The organism is Paraburkholderia terricola (assembly GCF_900142195.1).
GTDB classification, from domain to species: Bacteria; Pseudomonadota; Gammaproteobacteria; order Burkholderiales; family Burkholderiaceae; genus Paraburkholderia; species Paraburkholderia terricola.
The window spans coordinates 100,910-114,378 of the sequence record NZ_FRAB01000015.1; the positions used below are offsets into that span (position 1 = coordinate 100,910).

Annotated in this window: 17 protein-coding genes; 6 read left to right on the forward strand and 11 right to left on the reverse strand. The window is 64.4% G+C overall.

The genetic code is table 11. The features are described 5' to 3' along the window. Positions 1-223: 223 nt before the first annotated feature. Positions 224-655, forward strand: coding sequence for a TOBE domain-containing protein (locus BUE39_RS15410; RefSeq protein WP_073429526.1), 432 nt, complete (start codon positions 224-226; stop codon positions 653-655). A 90-nt stretch (positions 656-745) separates the two neighbouring features. Continuing rightward, positions 746-1,243 carry a GAF domain-containing protein gene (locus BUE39_RS15415; RefSeq protein ID WP_073429527.1) on the forward strand — a complete coding sequence of 166 codons (498 nt, stop codon included), beginning with the start codon at positions 746-748 and terminating at the stop codon, positions 1,241-1,243. Here BUE39_RS15415 and BUE39_RS15420 read toward each other — a convergent pair. The 10 genes from BUE39_RS15420 to BUE39_RS15465 all read right to left on the reverse strand — a co-directional run bounded on the left by BUE39_RS15420 (position 1,215) and on the right by BUE39_RS15465 (position 9,982). Next, a complete protein-coding gene (locus BUE39_RS15420) occupies positions 1,215-1,481 on the reverse strand; it encodes a hypothetical protein (protein WP_073429528.1) in 267 nt (88 codons plus the stop codon). The two genes, BUE39_RS15415 and BUE39_RS15420, sit on opposite strands and share 29 nt — an antisense overlap. Positions 1,482-1,530: 49 nt before the next feature. Continuing rightward, complete coding sequence (locus tag BUE39_RS15425; protein ID WP_073429529.1) at positions 1,531-1,746, reverse strand: hypothetical protein; 216 nt, start codon at positions 1,744-1,746, stop codon at positions 1,531-1,533. A gap of 552 nt (positions 1,747-2,298) precedes the next feature. Further along, positions 2,299-3,768: a ribonuclease G gene (gene rng, locus BUE39_RS15430; protein WP_073429530.1), complete on the reverse strand. Its 1,470-nt coding sequence runs from the start codon at positions 3,766-3,768 to the stop codon at positions 2,299-2,301. A gap of 9 nt (positions 3,769-3,777) precedes the next feature. Beyond that, positions 3,778-4,407, reverse strand: a complete 630-nt coding sequence (locus BUE39_RS15435; RefSeq protein WP_073429531.1) for a Maf family protein — start codon at positions 4,405-4,407, stop codon at positions 3,778-3,780. Between the two features lie 314 nt (positions 4,408-4,721). Then, the gene (gene rlmH, locus BUE39_RS15440) at positions 4,722-5,192 is read right to left on the reverse strand and encodes a 23S rRNA (pseudouridine(1915)-N(3))-methyltransferase RlmH (RefSeq protein WP_063495252.1); all 471 of its coding nucleotides are present in this window, start codon (positions 5,190-5,192) and stop codon (positions 4,722-4,724) included. Positions 5,193-5,249: 57 nt separating this feature from the next. Then, positions 5,250-5,702 carry a ribosome silencing factor gene (gene rsfS / locus BUE39_RS15445; RefSeq protein ID WP_073429532.1) on the reverse strand — a complete coding sequence of 151 codons (453 nt, stop codon included), beginning with the start codon at positions 5,700-5,702 and terminating at the stop codon, positions 5,250-5,252. A gap of 4 nt (positions 5,703-5,706) precedes the next feature. Continuing rightward, positions 5,707-6,492, reverse strand: a complete 786-nt coding sequence (locus BUE39_RS15450; RefSeq protein ID WP_235004882.1) for a nicotinate-nucleotide adenylyltransferase — start codon at positions 6,490-6,492, stop codon at positions 5,707-5,709. Positions 6,493-6,520: 28 nt separating this feature from the next. Continuing rightward, the gene (gene hemF, locus BUE39_RS15455; RefSeq protein ID WP_073429533.1) at positions 6,521-7,444 is read right to left on the reverse strand and encodes an oxygen-dependent coproporphyrinogen oxidase; all 924 of its coding nucleotides are present in this window, start codon (positions 7,442-7,444) and stop codon (positions 6,521-6,523) included. Positions 7,445-7,698: 254 nt separating this feature from the next. Then, positions 7,699-8,997: a phosphoribosylamine--glycine ligase gene (purD, locus tag BUE39_RS15460; protein ID WP_073429534.1), complete on the reverse strand. Its 1,299-nt coding sequence runs from the start codon at positions 8,995-8,997 to the stop codon at positions 7,699-7,701. Between the two features lie 256 nt (positions 8,998-9,253). Further along, positions 9,254-9,982, reverse strand: coding sequence for a YebC/PmpR family DNA-binding transcriptional regulator (locus tag BUE39_RS15465; RefSeq protein ID WP_073429535.1), 729 nt, complete (start codon positions 9,980-9,982; stop codon positions 9,254-9,256). Positions 9,983-10,499: 517 nt separating this feature from the next. Here BUE39_RS15465 and BUE39_RS15470 point away from each other — a divergent pair. Together BUE39_RS15470 and BUE39_RS15475 are read left to right on the forward strand one after the other, a co-directional pair. After that, the gene (locus BUE39_RS15470) at positions 10,500-10,718 is read left to right on the forward strand and encodes a type II toxin-antitoxin system HicA family toxin (RefSeq protein WP_327083066.1); all 219 of its coding nucleotides are present in this window, start codon (positions 10,500-10,502) and stop codon (positions 10,716-10,718) included. Between the two features lie 68 nt (positions 10,719-10,786). Further along, complete coding sequence (locus BUE39_RS15475; protein ID WP_073429537.1) at positions 10,787-11,209, forward strand: type II toxin-antitoxin system HicB family antitoxin; 423 nt, start codon at positions 10,787-10,789, stop codon at positions 11,207-11,209. A 63-nt stretch (positions 11,210-11,272) separates the two neighbouring features. Here the strand turns inward: BUE39_RS15475 and upp are convergent, their stop codons facing one another. Beyond that, positions 11,273-11,923 (reverse strand): uracil phosphoribosyltransferase, encoded by a 651-nt coding sequence (gene upp, locus BUE39_RS15480; protein WP_073429538.1) that lies wholly within the window; start codon positions 11,921-11,923, stop codon positions 11,273-11,275. A gap of 237 nt (positions 11,924-12,160) precedes the next feature. Here upp and BUE39_RS15485 point away from each other — a divergent pair, with 237 nt between their 5' ends. Next, on the forward strand, positions 12,161-12,940 hold the full coding sequence (locus BUE39_RS15485) for an SDR family oxidoreductase (protein ID WP_073429539.1): 780 nt from the start codon (positions 12,161-12,163) through the stop codon (positions 12,938-12,940). 99 nt (positions 12,941-13,039) lie between these two features. After that, positions 13,040-13,429 (forward strand): methylglyoxal synthase, encoded by a 390-nt coding sequence (locus tag BUE39_RS15490; RefSeq protein ID WP_073429540.1) that lies wholly within the window; start codon positions 13,040-13,042, stop codon positions 13,427-13,429. Positions 13,430-13,469: the final 40 nt, after the last annotated feature.

Below are 13,469 nucleotides of genomic sequence, written 5' to 3' on the forward strand. Positions count from 1 at the left end.
CGATGATACGGTGTCGCGCGGCGCGGCGGGGTGGTCGATGCGGATCGAAACGGGCCGGGGCTGACTGCTGACTGGCGTTGACTGAGGCGATAGCGCGCCTCGCACGATCCCGCCACGCGCGGCGAGTGGTCCGCTACACTCGCCTTGCTTGTTCGACCCCTTGCCTCGAAACGCGTTTTGCGAGGCTGCTTCAACCAGGTAACCACGAAACCAGGAGAACGGCATGCAAACCAGCGCCCGCAATCAATTCGCCGGCGAAGTGACCGCAGTCAAACGCGGCGCGGTGAACGACGAAGTCACGCTGCGCACCGACGACGGTCTCGAGATCGTCTCGATCGTCACACACGGTAGCGCCACGTCGCTCGGACTTGCGCCAGGAAAGAAGGCGTTCGCGCTGGTCAAGGCATCGTCGGTGATCGTGATGGTCGACGTGGAGAAGCGCCAGGTGTCGGCGCGCAATTGCATCGCCGGCACGGTGTCCGCGGTGACGAAGGGCGCGGTGAATTCCGAAGTGACGATCAGCGCGGGCGGGACGAGCGGCGCAAGCATCGCGGCGATCATTACCAACGAAAGCGTGGAACGCCTGGGTCTCGCGAGCGGCCAGTCGGCAACGGCGATTTTCAAGGCATCGAGCGTGATTCTCGGTGTCGAATGAGGATCGGCACCCGTGCTGAACGAAATGGCCGCTTGATTTAAACTGCACGGCCTTGCTGTTCCTCTTTTCGCTTTCATCACGGACGTCGCCATGTTCGAAGTCTCCTCCACCACGCATCTGCCCAAGGCCGCGCAATACGAAGAACTGGTCGGGCAGGCGCGTGCACTGCTCGCCGGCGAAACCGACTGGATCGCCAACGCCGCGAATTTTTCCGCGTTCGTGTTCCATTCGCTGAGCGATCTGAACTGGGCCGGCTTCTACTTTCACGACGGCCGGGAACTGGTGGTCGGCCCGTTCCAGGGCAAGCCGGCCTGCGTGCGCATCGCGCTCGGCAAGGGCGTCTGCGGCACGGCCGCGCAAACCCGGCAGACGCAAGTGGTGCGCGACGTGCACGCGTTTCCGGGGCACATTGCGTGCGATTCGGCATCGCAGTCGGAAATCGTCGTGCCGCTCGTCGCGCCCGACGGCACGCTGATCGGCGTATGGGATGTGGATAGTCCGGTCGTCGCGCGTTTCGACGAAGAAGACGCGAAGGGGATGGAAGCGTTGTGCGCGGTGTTTATCGAGGCGGCGTTGCCGCGGGGGTAGCGGCTTGTTGGCCTTCGCGTCCCGGCACGGGCCGACGACGTCCATCGATACGGGCTTTCGCGTACTCGATAGCGAACTGACAGGCCGCCTTCTCGGACGCAAAGTACCCCAGAATGCCGAACGTCTCCCGCTTGCCGTTTCGATGCGTCACCACGGCCATCGCCGCATAGCCCGGTATCGAAATGGGCGCCAGCGGCATGATGGTCGACGTCTTGTATTGAACTTGATCGGCGTGCATGGCACATCCCTCCTCGTCGTTGCCTGGCAATCGGTTTGAGCGAACCGATCTAATACGGACTGTCGTCGGTGAGTTCGTCGAGTTCCAATAGCAGGCCATCCACTGCGCGAAGCTGAGCTTGCGTGAGGTGGTCGTAATCGAGGAGCGCGTTGAGCCGCTGTCGCCAGTAATGGGTTGAGAGATGAGGATCACCCAACTCACCATACGACGACAGCCGCATCACGCGACTGATATGCGCAATATCCTGGTCGATAAGGATATTCATATATCTCCCGTGTCATTCCTCGTGTTCGGCCGAAGGCTCTATTTATTTGCGTCTAACGAATAGACTAGGTTAATTTTCCGCGAACTGCCAACGTCAAATTGCCGATTGATCATCGCCTAAAATGTAAGCATGGTCGCAACCTGATAAGGAGGCCGCCATGTCGGATTCAATGTTGGCGATTTTGTTGGGGATTGTCGTCGTTGCATGTGGCGCTGCGATTTGGGCCGCATCCAGCAATGAGGAGCGGCTAAGCCAGTGGTTCAGGGAGCATCATCTTCGTGATTTGATGAAACATCGACACTGATCCGGTTCGCAGAACAATTAAGCCCCGCTGAGCGGGGCTTAAAAAGCGGCGCGCGGACGGTTGGCCGCGACCTTTTATGCCAAATTGTTAGGCGTTTGTTGCGCCCTGTTGTCAATCGCCAGGGCGACCCGAATGCCAATTGCATGCGCTTTCGAACGGAATAAAAGGACTGCGGCAATTACATCGCCGATCGAGAATCCGGTGGCCACCCTTGGCGCATTCCAGGCCGGTCGATCATGCATGGCGGTTCACATCAACACGATGTCGTACTGCTCCTGGCTCAAATTCGACTCCACCTGCAACGACACCGTCTTGCCGATGAAATCCATCAGCATCGCCAGATGCTGCGACTCTTCCTCGAGAAACAGATCGATCACCTGCTGCGACGCCACCACGCGAAACTCGCGCGGATTGAACTGCCGCGATTCGCGCAGGATCTCGCGCAGCACGTCATAGCACACGGTGCGCGGCGTCTTGACTTGCCCCTTGCCCTGGCACACGGGGCAAGGCTCGCACAGCACATGCGCGAGCGATTCGCGCGTTCGCTTGCGCGTCATCTCCACCAGCCCGAGCTGCGAAAAACCATTCACGGTCACGCGCGTGCGATCGCGCGACAACGCCTTCTTCAATTCGCCCAGCACCTGGTCGCGATGCTCGACGTTTTCCATATCGATGAAGTCGATGATGATCACGCCGCCGAGGTTACGCAGCCGCAATTGCCGAGCGATGGTGTGCGCGGCTTCGAGATTGGTCTTGAAGATCGTGTCGTCGAAGTTGCGCGCGCCGACGTAGCCGCCGGTGTTCACGTCGATGGTGGTCATCGCTTCGGTCTGGTCGATCACGAGATAGCCGCCCGACTTCAGCTCCACCCGGCGCGACAGCGCGCGCTGAATTTCCGCCTCGATGTTGTACAGATCGAAGAGCGGCCGCTCGCCGGTGTAGTGATGCAGCTTCGACGACACCGCCGGCGTGAATTCCGCGGCGAAGTCGGCGAGCATTTGATACGTCTCGCGCGAGTCGACCTGAATGCGCGACGTTTCGTCGTTGACGAAATCGCGCAGCACGCGTTGCGCGAGATTCAGATCCTGATACAGCAGGCTGGTGGGCGGCATGCGCTGGCCTTGCGAAATGATCGTCGCCCACGTCTTGCGCAGATACGCGACGTCGCCGGCGAGTTCCTCGCTGCTTGCATCTTCGGCGATCGTGCGTACGATGTAGCCGCCTTTTTCATCGGCGGGCAGCACTGCGGTCAAGCGCGCGCGCACCGCTTCGCGTTCGGCCTCGCTTTCGATCTTCTGCGAGATGCCGATGTGCGGTTCCTGCGGCAGATACACCAGCGTGCGCCCGGCAATGCTCACTTGCGTGGAGAGCCGCGCACCCTTGGTGCCGATCGGGTCCTTGACGACCTGCACCATCAGCGTTTGCCCTTCGAACACGATCTTCTCGATCGGCTGATGCGGCGCCTGATGCTGCGGTTCGCCGGCAATGCGCGGATGCCAGATATCGGCTACGTGCAAAAACGCGGCGCGTTCGAGACCGATGTCGATGAAAGCCGATTGCATGCCCGGCAACACGCGCACGACCTTGCCCAGATAGACGTTGCCGACGCGCCCGCGCGACAGCGTTCGCTCGACGTGAAGTTCCTGGACGGCGCCTTGCTGAACGAGCGCGACGCGCGTTTCCTGCGGCGTGACATTGATCAGGATTTCTTCATTCATGGTGTTGTTTTAGAAGTCGATGCGCGCTGCGCGCAGGAGCGCAGCGGTTTCAAAAAGCGGCAAACCCATGATACCTGAATAGGACCCGTCGATATGCTCGATGAACTCGGCGGCGCGTCCCTGCACGCCGTAGGCGCCCGCCTTGCCGAGCGGCTCGCCGCTCGCCGCATAGCGACGGATCGCGTCTGCGTGCATTGCAGCAAAACGCACCTTCGACACCGATAGCGCGGCGGGCAGCAGCGCGCCTTGCGCGTCCACCACGGCAACGGCCGTCAGCACTTCGTGAGCGCGTCCGGCGAGGCGCGCGAGCATCGTGACGGCGTCGTCCGCGTCGACCGGCTTGCCGAGAATCGCGTCGTCGATCGTGACGGTTGTATCCGCAACCAGGATCGGCCGTGCGGCATGTCCTCCCGCTACGAGGCGCGCCCGGGCCGCGTGCGCCTTGGCGACGCACACGCGCTGCACGTAGTCGCGCGCGTGCTCGCCGGGCAGTTCCACTTCAAGCGCCTCGGCATCTTCATCGGGACGCGGCAGCAGCAGTTCGAAGCGCACGCCGAGTTGTTGCAGCAACTCCTGGCGGCGCGGACTTTGGGAGGCGAGATAAACGAACGGATGCAGCGAGTCGGCGGGCATGGGCATGAACAGGTCTCGATGAAACGGATGGCGTCAAGCTGCGAGTGAGCGCGTTGCTCGCGGCGTCGCGCGAGCCTTGCTCGCAGTCCGACGCGCGGGCGCATGCGCGCTCAGCGAGGCGTGCGCGCTTGCCTGCTTACCCGCGTGCGTAATCGCACGGCTTGATGCAGGGATAAGCATTTGCACAGATGCGCGGCAACGCAAGTCAACGAGGCAACGAGGCAACGAGGCAACGAGGCAACGAGGCAACGAGGCAACGAGGCAACGAGGCAACGAGGCAACGAGCCGATCGCCCTGCCGCGCGGCGCCAGCCGTTTCGCTCACGCGCGATGATAGGGGTGATTTTGCGTGATGGTCCACGCACGGTAAAGCTGCTCGGCGAGCAGCACGCGGACCATCGCGTGCGGCAAGGTGAGGCTCGACACGCGCAGCAGCATATCGGCGCGCGCCTTCAGATCGGGATCGAGCCCGTCGGCGCCGCCGATCAGAAACGCCACGTCGCGGCCGTCCTGCTGCCAGCCGGGCAGGGCGCCCGCAAGCTGCATGGTGGTCCAGTCCTTGCCGCGTTCGTCGAGCGCGACGATGCGCGCGTTCTTCGGCAACGCGGCTTCGATCTTCTGCCGCTCGGCGGCCATCACGCTTTCCGCCGGCCGTCCCGACGAACGCTGCTCGGGCTTGATCTCGCGCAGCTCGATGCGCAGCTCGGGCGGCATGCGCTTCGCGTATTCGTCGAAGCCGGTGGCGATCCAGTCCGGCATCTTGTGGCCGACGGCGAGGATATGCAGTTTCATCACGAATGCGGTCGCGAACTTGTCTTGCGGACGACGCGGCGGGCCGGCAACGCGCGCTTACTTGCGGCGCGCCGTCGCCTTGCGCGCGGGCTTCGCGGCGGGCGCTTCGTCTTCCTCGTCCTCGTCGTCGGGCTCGCTCGAGCGCGCGCCGCCGAACGGATCGGGCGTCGACAGCTTGATGCGCACCGGCTTGTCGCCCCAGATTTCCTCGAGGTTGTAGTACTGGCGCAGCGCCGGTTGCAGGATGTGCACGACCGCGTCGCCGCAATCGACCAGCACCCATTCGCCGATGTCCTCGCCCTCGGTGCTGATGATGTCGCCGCCGGCTTCCTTCACGCCTTCCCGCACGCTCGAAGCGAGCGCCTTGGTCTGTCGGTTGGAGGTGCCGCTCGCGACGATCACGCGATCGAACAGCGCGGTCAGGTGGCTGGTGTTGAACACCTTGATGTCTTGCGCCTTGACGTCTTCGAGAGCGTCGACGATCACGCGTTGCAGTTTGCGAATATCCATGAGATTACCGGTGGTACAGATGATGTTGAAGAATATAGTCCCACACCGCGGTGGGGACATGGCTCACGGCCTTGGCCTGGTCCTGGCTTGCTTGCGCGCGCTCGCGCTGTTTCTGGTCTTGCGGTTCGCCGCTCGCGTGCTGGGCGAGCCGCCGGCTCACCTGTTCGCGCAGATGCGCGCGAATGTCGGTGGCCGAGACGTTGAACGCCAGCGTCGTATCGATCAGCAAGTGGCCGCTGGGCGTGGCTTGCAGCACCTCGGCGCGGGCGCGGCGCGCGTCGATTTCCCGCGCCAGCGCCGCTGGAATCGACGCGAGGTCGAAGCCCGGCCGCGTGGCCGCGCAAATGTGCGCGTAGTCGAACAGGCGCCGCCAGTCGCGCCATGTGTCGAGGTGCACGAGTTGATCCGCGCCGATCAGCAGCGCGATCGACGCTTGCCCGCCTTCGCGTTCGCGCCAGCGTTGCAGCGTGTCGACCGTATAGGTGGGGCCGTCGTGTTCGATTTCGTCGGTCGCGACCCGCACGGCCACGCCGGGCAGCACCAGTTCGCTTGCCGCGGCGCGTGTCATCGCGAGTCGATGCACGGCCGGCGACACGTCCGACTTCTGCCACGGCTGACCGGCCGGCAGCAGCACCAGTTCGGTCAGGCGCAGGACCTCGGCGAAACGCCGCGCGAGCGCGAGGTGGCCGTCGTGAATCGGATCGAACGTGCCGCCGAGCAGTCCGATCCGGCGAGGCAGGGCGACAGGATGAGCGTTCGGCTTCAGGTGAGGATCCTTTGTCGTGTCCACGTGAAGGGGCGTGCGGGCCGGCCCGGCCTCACACCCATTCGCGCGGCACGAGAAAATCGCTGTAAAGGCGCGCTTCCGGCGTGCCCGGCTCGGGCTGCCAGTTGTAGCGCCAGTTCACCACAGGCGGCATCGACATCAGAATCGATTCGGTGCGTCCGCCGCTTTGCAGCCCAAACAGTGTGCCACGGTCGAACACCAGATTGAACTCGACGTAGCGCCCGCGCCGGTAAGCCTGGAAATCGCGCTCGGCCTGGCCATATGGAATGTTGCGGCGCTTTTCGATGATCGGCAGATACGCCTCGAGGAATCCCTCGCCGACGCTCTTCACCATCGCGAACGATTGAGCGAAGCCCGGCGCGGAGAAATCGTCGAAGAAAATCCCGCCGATGCCGCGCGGTTCGTTGCGGTGCTTGAGGAAGAAATACTCGTCGCACCAGCGCTTGAAACTCGGGTAAAGCTCCGCGCCATAAGGCTGCAGCGCGTCGCGGCAGACGCGGTGAAAATGCCGTGCGTCTTCCTCGTAGCCATAGTAGGGCGTGAGATCCATGCCGCCGCCGAACCAGAACACCGGCTCCTCGCCGGCCTTGGTGGCGACCAGCAAGCGCACGTTCATATGCACGGTCGGGCAATGCGGATTGTGCGGATGCAGCACGAGCGACACGCCCATCGCCTCGAAGCCGCGCCCGGCCAACTGCGGGCGCGCCGCGCTCGCCGAACCGGGCAACGCGTCGCCCGCGACGTCGGAGAAGCCGATGCCGGCGCGCTCGAAGAAGTTGCCGCCTTCCAGGATCCGCGTGCAGCCGCCGCCGCGCAGCTTCTCGCCGGGGGCGCGCTGCCATGCGTCGGTTGCGAACGGCGTGCCGTCGAACGCGCCCAGCGTGTCCGCGATCTGCGTTTGCAGGCCTTGCAGCCAGCTGCGCACGGCCTGTGCGTCGAAGCTCGAATCGTTCATGAATGCAGGTGCTGAGGGCGGCACGCTCGTCGTGCCGCGGGTTCTACGTGAAGGGCGACGGCCGGGCCATCGGCAGGATGAACCTGCGAAGGCGCGGCGGTACGGTGATTCGCGCCGGGCAGTCGGGCTATTGGCCCGCATGAGCCGATATCGGCATCGCCTGATGCAATGAGCACGGAAACGGCCGCGAAACCGGTCGCGAAAACCCGCAGTGTAGCGCCGTTGGCGCCGCACGCGGGCGAGTGGGGCATGGCCTACTGCTTGCCTTCGGTCCTGGCGTCGTGCTTGCGGTTCAGCGCCCGGTAGCCGATGTCGCGCCGATACTGCATGCCGTCGAACGAAATCTGGTTGATCGTTTCATACGCGACCGACTGGGCGCTGCGCACCGAGTCCGCCAGGCCCACCACGCACAGCACGCGGCCGCCCGAGGTGGTGAGCTTGCCGTCCGCGAGCGTGGTGCCGGCGTGGAACGTGACCGAATCCGAGGTTTCAGCGGGAATGTCGCTGATACGGTCGCCCTTGCGCGGCGTGTCAGGATAGTTGTACGCGGCGAGCACGACGCCCAGCGCGGTACGGCGGTCCCATTCCAGTTCGACCGTATCGAGCGTGCCGGCGATTGCCTGCTCGACCACCTTCGAATAGTCGCCCTTCAGACGCGCCATGATCGGCTGCGTTTCGGGGTCGCCCATGCGGCAGTTGAATTCGAGCGTCTTCGGATTGCCTTGCGCGTCGATCATCAAACCGGCGTACAGGAAGCCCGTATAGCGGATGCCTTCCCTCTCCATGCCGCGCACGGTCGGCAGAATGATTTCGCGCATCACGCGCGCATGCAGTTGCGGCGTGACGATCGGCGCGGGCGAATACGCGCCCATGCCGCCGGTGTTCGGGCCCTGGTCGCCGTCGAGCAGGCGCTTGTGGTCCTGGCTCGACGCGAGCGGCAGCACGTGTTTGCCGTCCACCATCACGATGAAGCTCGCTTCCTCGCCCGTGAGGAATTCCTCGATCACGACACGCGCGCCGGCGTCGCCGAGCTTGTTGTCCGACAGCATCATGTCGACCGCCGCGTGCGCTTCTTCCAGCGTTTGCGCGACCACCACGCCCTTGCCGGCGGCGAGGCCGTCGGCCTTGATGACGATCGGCGCGCCCCTGGCGTCCAGATACGCGTGCGCGGCGGCGACGTCGGCGAAGGTTTCGTATTCTGCGGTCGGGATCGCGTGACGCTTCATGAACGCCTTGGCGAAATCCTTCGAGCTTTCGAGTTGAGCGGCCTCCTTGGTCGGCCCGAAAATCTTCAGACCGCGCGAGCGGAACAGATTCACGATGCCGGCGGCGAGCGGCGCTTCCGGCCCGACCAGCGTGAAGGCGATCTGCTCTTTCTCGGCGAAATCGGCGAGCGCGGCGGGCTCGCTCATGTCGATGTTGCGCAGACGCTCGTCCTGGGCGGTGCCGCCGTTGCCTGGCGCCACGTAGACGAGCTGGACCCGCGGCGATTGCGCGAGCTTCCATGCGAGCGCATGTTCGCGACCGCCGGAACCGACGACGAGTAACTTCATGAGAATCCCCGAGACTTAAAAACCATGAACGGCCGACGCAGCGCGCGCTCAGCCGTGGATATCAGCAAGATTCGCACAGCGCTCGCAGCCGGGAAGTGGCGCAGGGCACATAAGCGAACCGGAGTGGCCGTGGCGGGCAGCGGGCGCGAAGGCCCGCTAGCGTCCGCCAACGCCCGTTCAGCGACGACGCGAGGGCCGGCCGGCGGCGTGGCGCGGTGTTCGGTGCGAACTCCCGCCGCGCGCCGCGGGGGCGCGCTCATTCGTCGGCGATGGCGGCGTTTGTATAGACTTCCTGCACGTCGTCCAGATTCTCCAGCGCGTCGAGCAGCTTCTGCATTTTCACTGCGTCGTCGCCGGTGAATTCGACTTCCGTTTGAGGTTTCATCGTGACCTCGGCCAGCTCGGCCTTGAAGCCCGCGGCTTCGAGCGCGGTCTTCACCTTCGGGAAATCGTTCGGCGGGCACAGCACTTCGATACTGCCGTCGTCGTTCGTGACGACGTCGTCGGCGCCGGCTTCGAGCGCGGCTTCCATCAGCTTGTCTTCAGCCGTGCCGGGCGCGAACAGGAACTGGCCGACGTGATCGAACATGAACGACACCGAGCCGTCCGTGCCCATGTTGCCGCCGTTCTTCGAGAACGCGTGACGCACTTCGGCCACCGTGCGCGTGCGGTTATCGGTCATCGTATCGACGATGACCGCCGCGCCGCCGATGCCGTAGCCTTCGTAGCGGATTTCCTCGTAGCTTGCGCCGTCCACGCCGCCCACGCCGCGCTGGATCGCGCGGTTGACGTTGTCTTTGGGCATGTTGGCGTCGTACGCCTTTTCGACGGCGAGCCGCAGACGCGGGTTCGAGTCGATGTCGCCGCCGCCCATGCGCGCCGCGACCTGAATTTCCTTGATGAGCCGCGTCCAGACCTTGCCGCGCTTGGCATCGGCCGCTGCTTTTTTATGCTTGATGTTGGCCCACTTCGAATGACCCGCCATACCTTTCTCCGTCGCGCGCGCCAGCGGGGCGCACGCATTGTGCAATTGTCGTTGCGATGCCGGCCGCTTGCGCGTGCGAATCGCGGTCTTGCGCCTCGAGGTCGGACCCGCCCCATGCCGGACCGCCTGGCTGCCCGATGTCAGTCTGGTTTTAGACCTGTCAGCTTGATCACGCCCGGCCGGCCCCGGCTCACGGGACAGAAAGTCGGCAGCGCGGTTGGGGTTGGGACGAGGCGTGCGGCCAGCGCACGGCTGAGTGCCGCTCCAACCGCGCCGGTTACCACAGGCTCCGCGTAAAGGCGCGACGCGCGAGGCGCGGGTGCCAATGGTGCAAGCGGGCGGTGCAAGTTGAGCCGCTCCTTGAGCGGATTCGAATTTTATCACGCCGATGGGGCGTGGCAGAGGGGCGCGTGGCGGGAAAGTGCGCGGAAAGCAGGCGGCAGCGGCTCGTCGGCGCACATGGACCTGGCCAAGCGGGTTTTTCAGGCGGCCGCAGGCGCTTCGTTTATAAACATTTATGCTTGTAATTGGCGCTGTGTTCACGGACACAGGAGGGCCGGTGAAGCAAAGCGAGTTCAGACGTTGGCTCGCTGACCAGGGAGCGACTTTCCAGCAAGGCAGCAAGCATTTGAAGGTGTATCTGAACGGTCGGCAGACCACGCTGCCGAGGCATCCCGCTCATGAGATATCGGAGCCGCTTCGTCAAGCAATTCTCAAACAACTGAAATGCAAATAGAGGCAAGCCCCGCGAGGGGCTTCGTCACCACCCGAGCCTTTCCCTTACGCACCACCGGAGATTGACCTATGTTTCGCTATCCCGCACGCATCGAACCGGATGAAGGCGGTTTTACCGTGTCTTTTCGTGACATTCCCGAGGCGCTGACCAGCGGCGGCACACTTGAGGAAGCGCGTGAAATGGCGGCCGACGCGCTGGCGACCGCGATGGATTTCTACTTCGAAGACAAACGCCCGGTGCCGTTGCCGTCAAAGGCGCGGCGCGGCGAAACGCTGATCGAATTGCCTGCCAGCCTGGCCGCAAAGGTGCTGCTGCTCAACGAGATGCTGGCGCAAAAAGTGTCGCCTGCCGAACTCGCCAGGCGCCTTCACACGCGTTCGCAGGACATCCAGCGTGTGATCGACCTCGGTCACGCGACCAAGATCGACACGATCGCGGCGGCGCTCGCCGCACTGGGAAAGCGACTCGAGTTGTCGATCGTTCCGGCCTGACACGCACATGCCCGGCGGCAACGGCGATTGCCGCCCGCCGCCGCCCCTTCTTTCAACCCGCCTTCAGTTCTTCGTCCCGAACAGCCGGTCCCCCGCATCGCCGAGACCCGGCACGATATACGCGTGCTCGTTCAGATGCGAATCGAGCGAAGCCACATACAGCTTGACGTCCGGGTGCGCGTTCTGGAACACCTGCACGCCTTCGGGCGCGGCTACCAGCGCGAGGAACAGAATGTTCTCGCCGGCCACGTTGCGGCGCTTGAGCACGTCCACCGCGTGCACGGCCGAGTAGCCGGTCGCGACCATCGGATCGCACAGAATGAACACGCGGTCTTCGAGATCCGGCAGGCGCACCAGATATTCGACCGGCCGGTGATCCGCGGCGCGATATACGCCGATGTGCCCCACGCGCGCCGACGGCACCAGTTCCAGCAAGCCGTCCGACATGCCGATGCCGGCCCGCAGCACCGGCACGATCGCCAGTTTCTTGCCGGCGATCACCGGGGCGTCGATCTCGACGAGCGGCGTGGTCAGGCGCCGCGTGGTCATCGGCAGGTTGCGGGTGATCTCGTAGCCCATCAACAGCGTGATCTCGCGCAGCAGTTCGCGGAACGTGCGGGTGGAGGTGTCCCGGTCGCGCATGTGTGACAGCTTGTGCTGGATCAGCGGGTGATCGAGGATGAAAAGATTGGGGAAACGGCTGTCCTGAGTCATGGCGGGGGCGCGAGCGGCGGCTAGAGGGATCGGTTCGGCGCGTCAGCACGGCCGGAAACCGGCGAGATGCGCGCGCCACGGCGCAAGTTTACCGAAAGAGTGCCGCCCGAAGATACCGGAGATTGCAGCGGCCCGGCGCAATCGGGCACCGATTCTTCTAGAATCGGGGGAGACTTCGCCGCGCCAGGCTCGCGCAGCCCCGCCGTCGCGCCAGAACTTCGCCACAAGGAAACACACATGGACATGGGAATCGCAGGACGCACCGCGCTGGTTTGCGCGGCCAGCAAGGGACTCGGGCGCGGCTGCGCGGAAGCGCTCGCCGCCGAAGGCGTCAACCTGACGATCGTCGCGCGCACCGCCGAGACGCTGGAGGCGACCGCCGCCGAGATTCGCCGGCAAAGCGGCGTGGAAGTGCACACGGTGGCGTGCGACATCACCACGCCCGAAGGCCGCGCCGCGGCGCTCGCCGCCTGTCCGCAACCGGACATCCTCGTCAATAATGCGGGCGGGCCGCCGCCGGGCGACTTCCGCGACTTCTCGCACGAGGACTGGATCCGCGCGCTGGAGAGCAACATGCTCACGCCGATCGAACTGATCCGCGCGACCATCGACTCGATGAGCGCGCGCGGTTATGGGCGCATCGTCAACATCACGAGTTCGGCGGTGAAGGCGCCGATCGACGTGCTGGGTTTGTCGAACGGCGCGCGTTCGGGGCTGACCGGCTTCGTCGCCGGACTCGCGCGCAAGGTGGCGCCCACCGGCGTCACGATCAACAACCTGCTGCCCGGTCTGTTCGACACCGACCGCATCGCCGTCACGTTCGATGCGCAAGCCAGAGCGCAAAACATCTCCGTCGAGGAAGCGCGCCGGCAGCGCATGAAAACGATCCCCGCCGGCCGTTTCGGCAATCGCGATGAATTCGGCCGCGCCTGCGCGTTCCTGTGCAGCGTGCATGCCGGCTACATCACCGGGCAAAACTGGCTGATCGACGGCGGCGCGTATCCGGGCACGTTCTAACCGGCACGTTCCGCGGCGGCGGCCTTACGCTCACCCTCACCCTCACCCTCACGCTCACTACAACAACGACAACCACCACGGTTTCAGGAGTCTTACGTCATGACCACCCGCATTGCGCTGATCGCGCACGATCACAAGAAGGACGACATCGTCAAGCTGGCCGGCGAATACGTCGATACGCTCGGGCGCTGCGACATCATCGCGACCGGCACGACCGGCTCGCGCATCGCCGAGGCGCACGGCCTGACGGTCGAGCGCATGTTGTCGGGCCCGCATGGCGGCGATCTGCAGATCGGCGCGCAACTCGCGGAAGGGCGCGTGAACATGGTGATCTTTCTGCGCGATCCGATGACGCCGCAACCGCACGAGCCCGACATCAACGCGCTGGTGCGCGCGTGCGACGTGCACAACATTCCCTGCGCGACCAATATTTCGACCGCGCGCATGATTCTCGACGTGCTGACCTTGCGCCTGACGCAGCAGGTATGAGAACGCGCGCTTGCGCAATCCCGATCCAGGCCGAACCAGA

Bases quoted from the DNA above. Each gene is read 5' to 3' on its own strand.
- BUE39_RS15410 (WP_073429526.1), top strand. From the start codon at position 224: ATGCAAACCAGCGCCCGCAATCAATTCGCCGGCGAAGTGACCGCAGTC.
- BUE39_RS15415 (WP_073429527.1), top strand. From the start codon at position 746: ATGTTCGAAGTCTCCTCCACCACGCATCTGCCCAAGGCCGCGCAATAC.
- BUE39_RS15420 (WP_073429528.1), bottom strand. From the start codon at position 1,481: ATGCACGCCGATCAAGTTCAATACAAGACGTCGACCATCATGCCGCTG.
- BUE39_RS15425 (WP_073429529.1), bottom strand. From the start codon at position 1,746: ATGAATATCCTTATCGACCAGGATATTGCGCATATCAGTCGCGTGATG.
- rng (WP_073429530.1), bottom strand. From the start codon at position 3,768: ATGAATGAAGAAATCCTGATCAATGTCACGCCGCAGGAAACGCGCGTC.
- BUE39_RS15435 (WP_073429531.1), bottom strand. From the start codon at position 4,407: ATGCCCATGCCCGCCGACTCGCTGCATCCGTTCGTTTATCTCGCCTCC.
- rlmH (WP_063495252.1), bottom strand. From the start codon at position 5,192: ATGAAACTGCATATCCTCGCCGTCGGCCACAAGATGCCGGACTGGATC.
- rsfS (WP_073429532.1), bottom strand. From the start codon at position 5,702: ATGGATATTCGCAAACTGCAACGCGTGATCGTCGACGCTCTCGAAGAC.
- hemF (WP_073429533.1), bottom strand. From the start codon at position 7,444: ATGAACGATTCGAGCTTCGACGCACAGGCCGTGCGCAGCTGGCTGCAA.
- purD (WP_073429534.1), bottom strand. From the start codon at position 8,997: ATGAAGTTACTCGTCGTCGGTTCCGGCGGTCGCGAACATGCGCTCGCA.
- BUE39_RS15465 (WP_073429535.1), bottom strand. From the start codon at position 9,982: ATGGCGGGTCATTCGAAGTGGGCCAACATCAAGCATAAAAAAGCAGCG.
- BUE39_RS15470 (WP_327083066.1), top strand. From the start codon at position 10,500: ATGCTTGTAATTGGCGCTGTGTTCACGGACACAGGAGGGCCGGTGAAG.
- BUE39_RS15475 (WP_073429537.1), top strand. From the start codon at position 10,787: ATGTTTCGCTATCCCGCACGCATCGAACCGGATGAAGGCGGTTTTACC.
- upp (WP_073429538.1), bottom strand. From the start codon at position 11,923: ATGACTCAGGACAGCCGTTTCCCCAATCTTTTCATCCTCGATCACCCG.
- BUE39_RS15485 (WP_073429539.1), top strand. From the start codon at position 12,161: ATGGACATGGGAATCGCAGGACGCACCGCGCTGGTTTGCGCGGCCAGC.
- BUE39_RS15490 (WP_073429540.1), top strand. From the start codon at position 13,040: ATGACCACCCGCATTGCGCTGATCGCGCACGATCACAAGAAGGACGAC.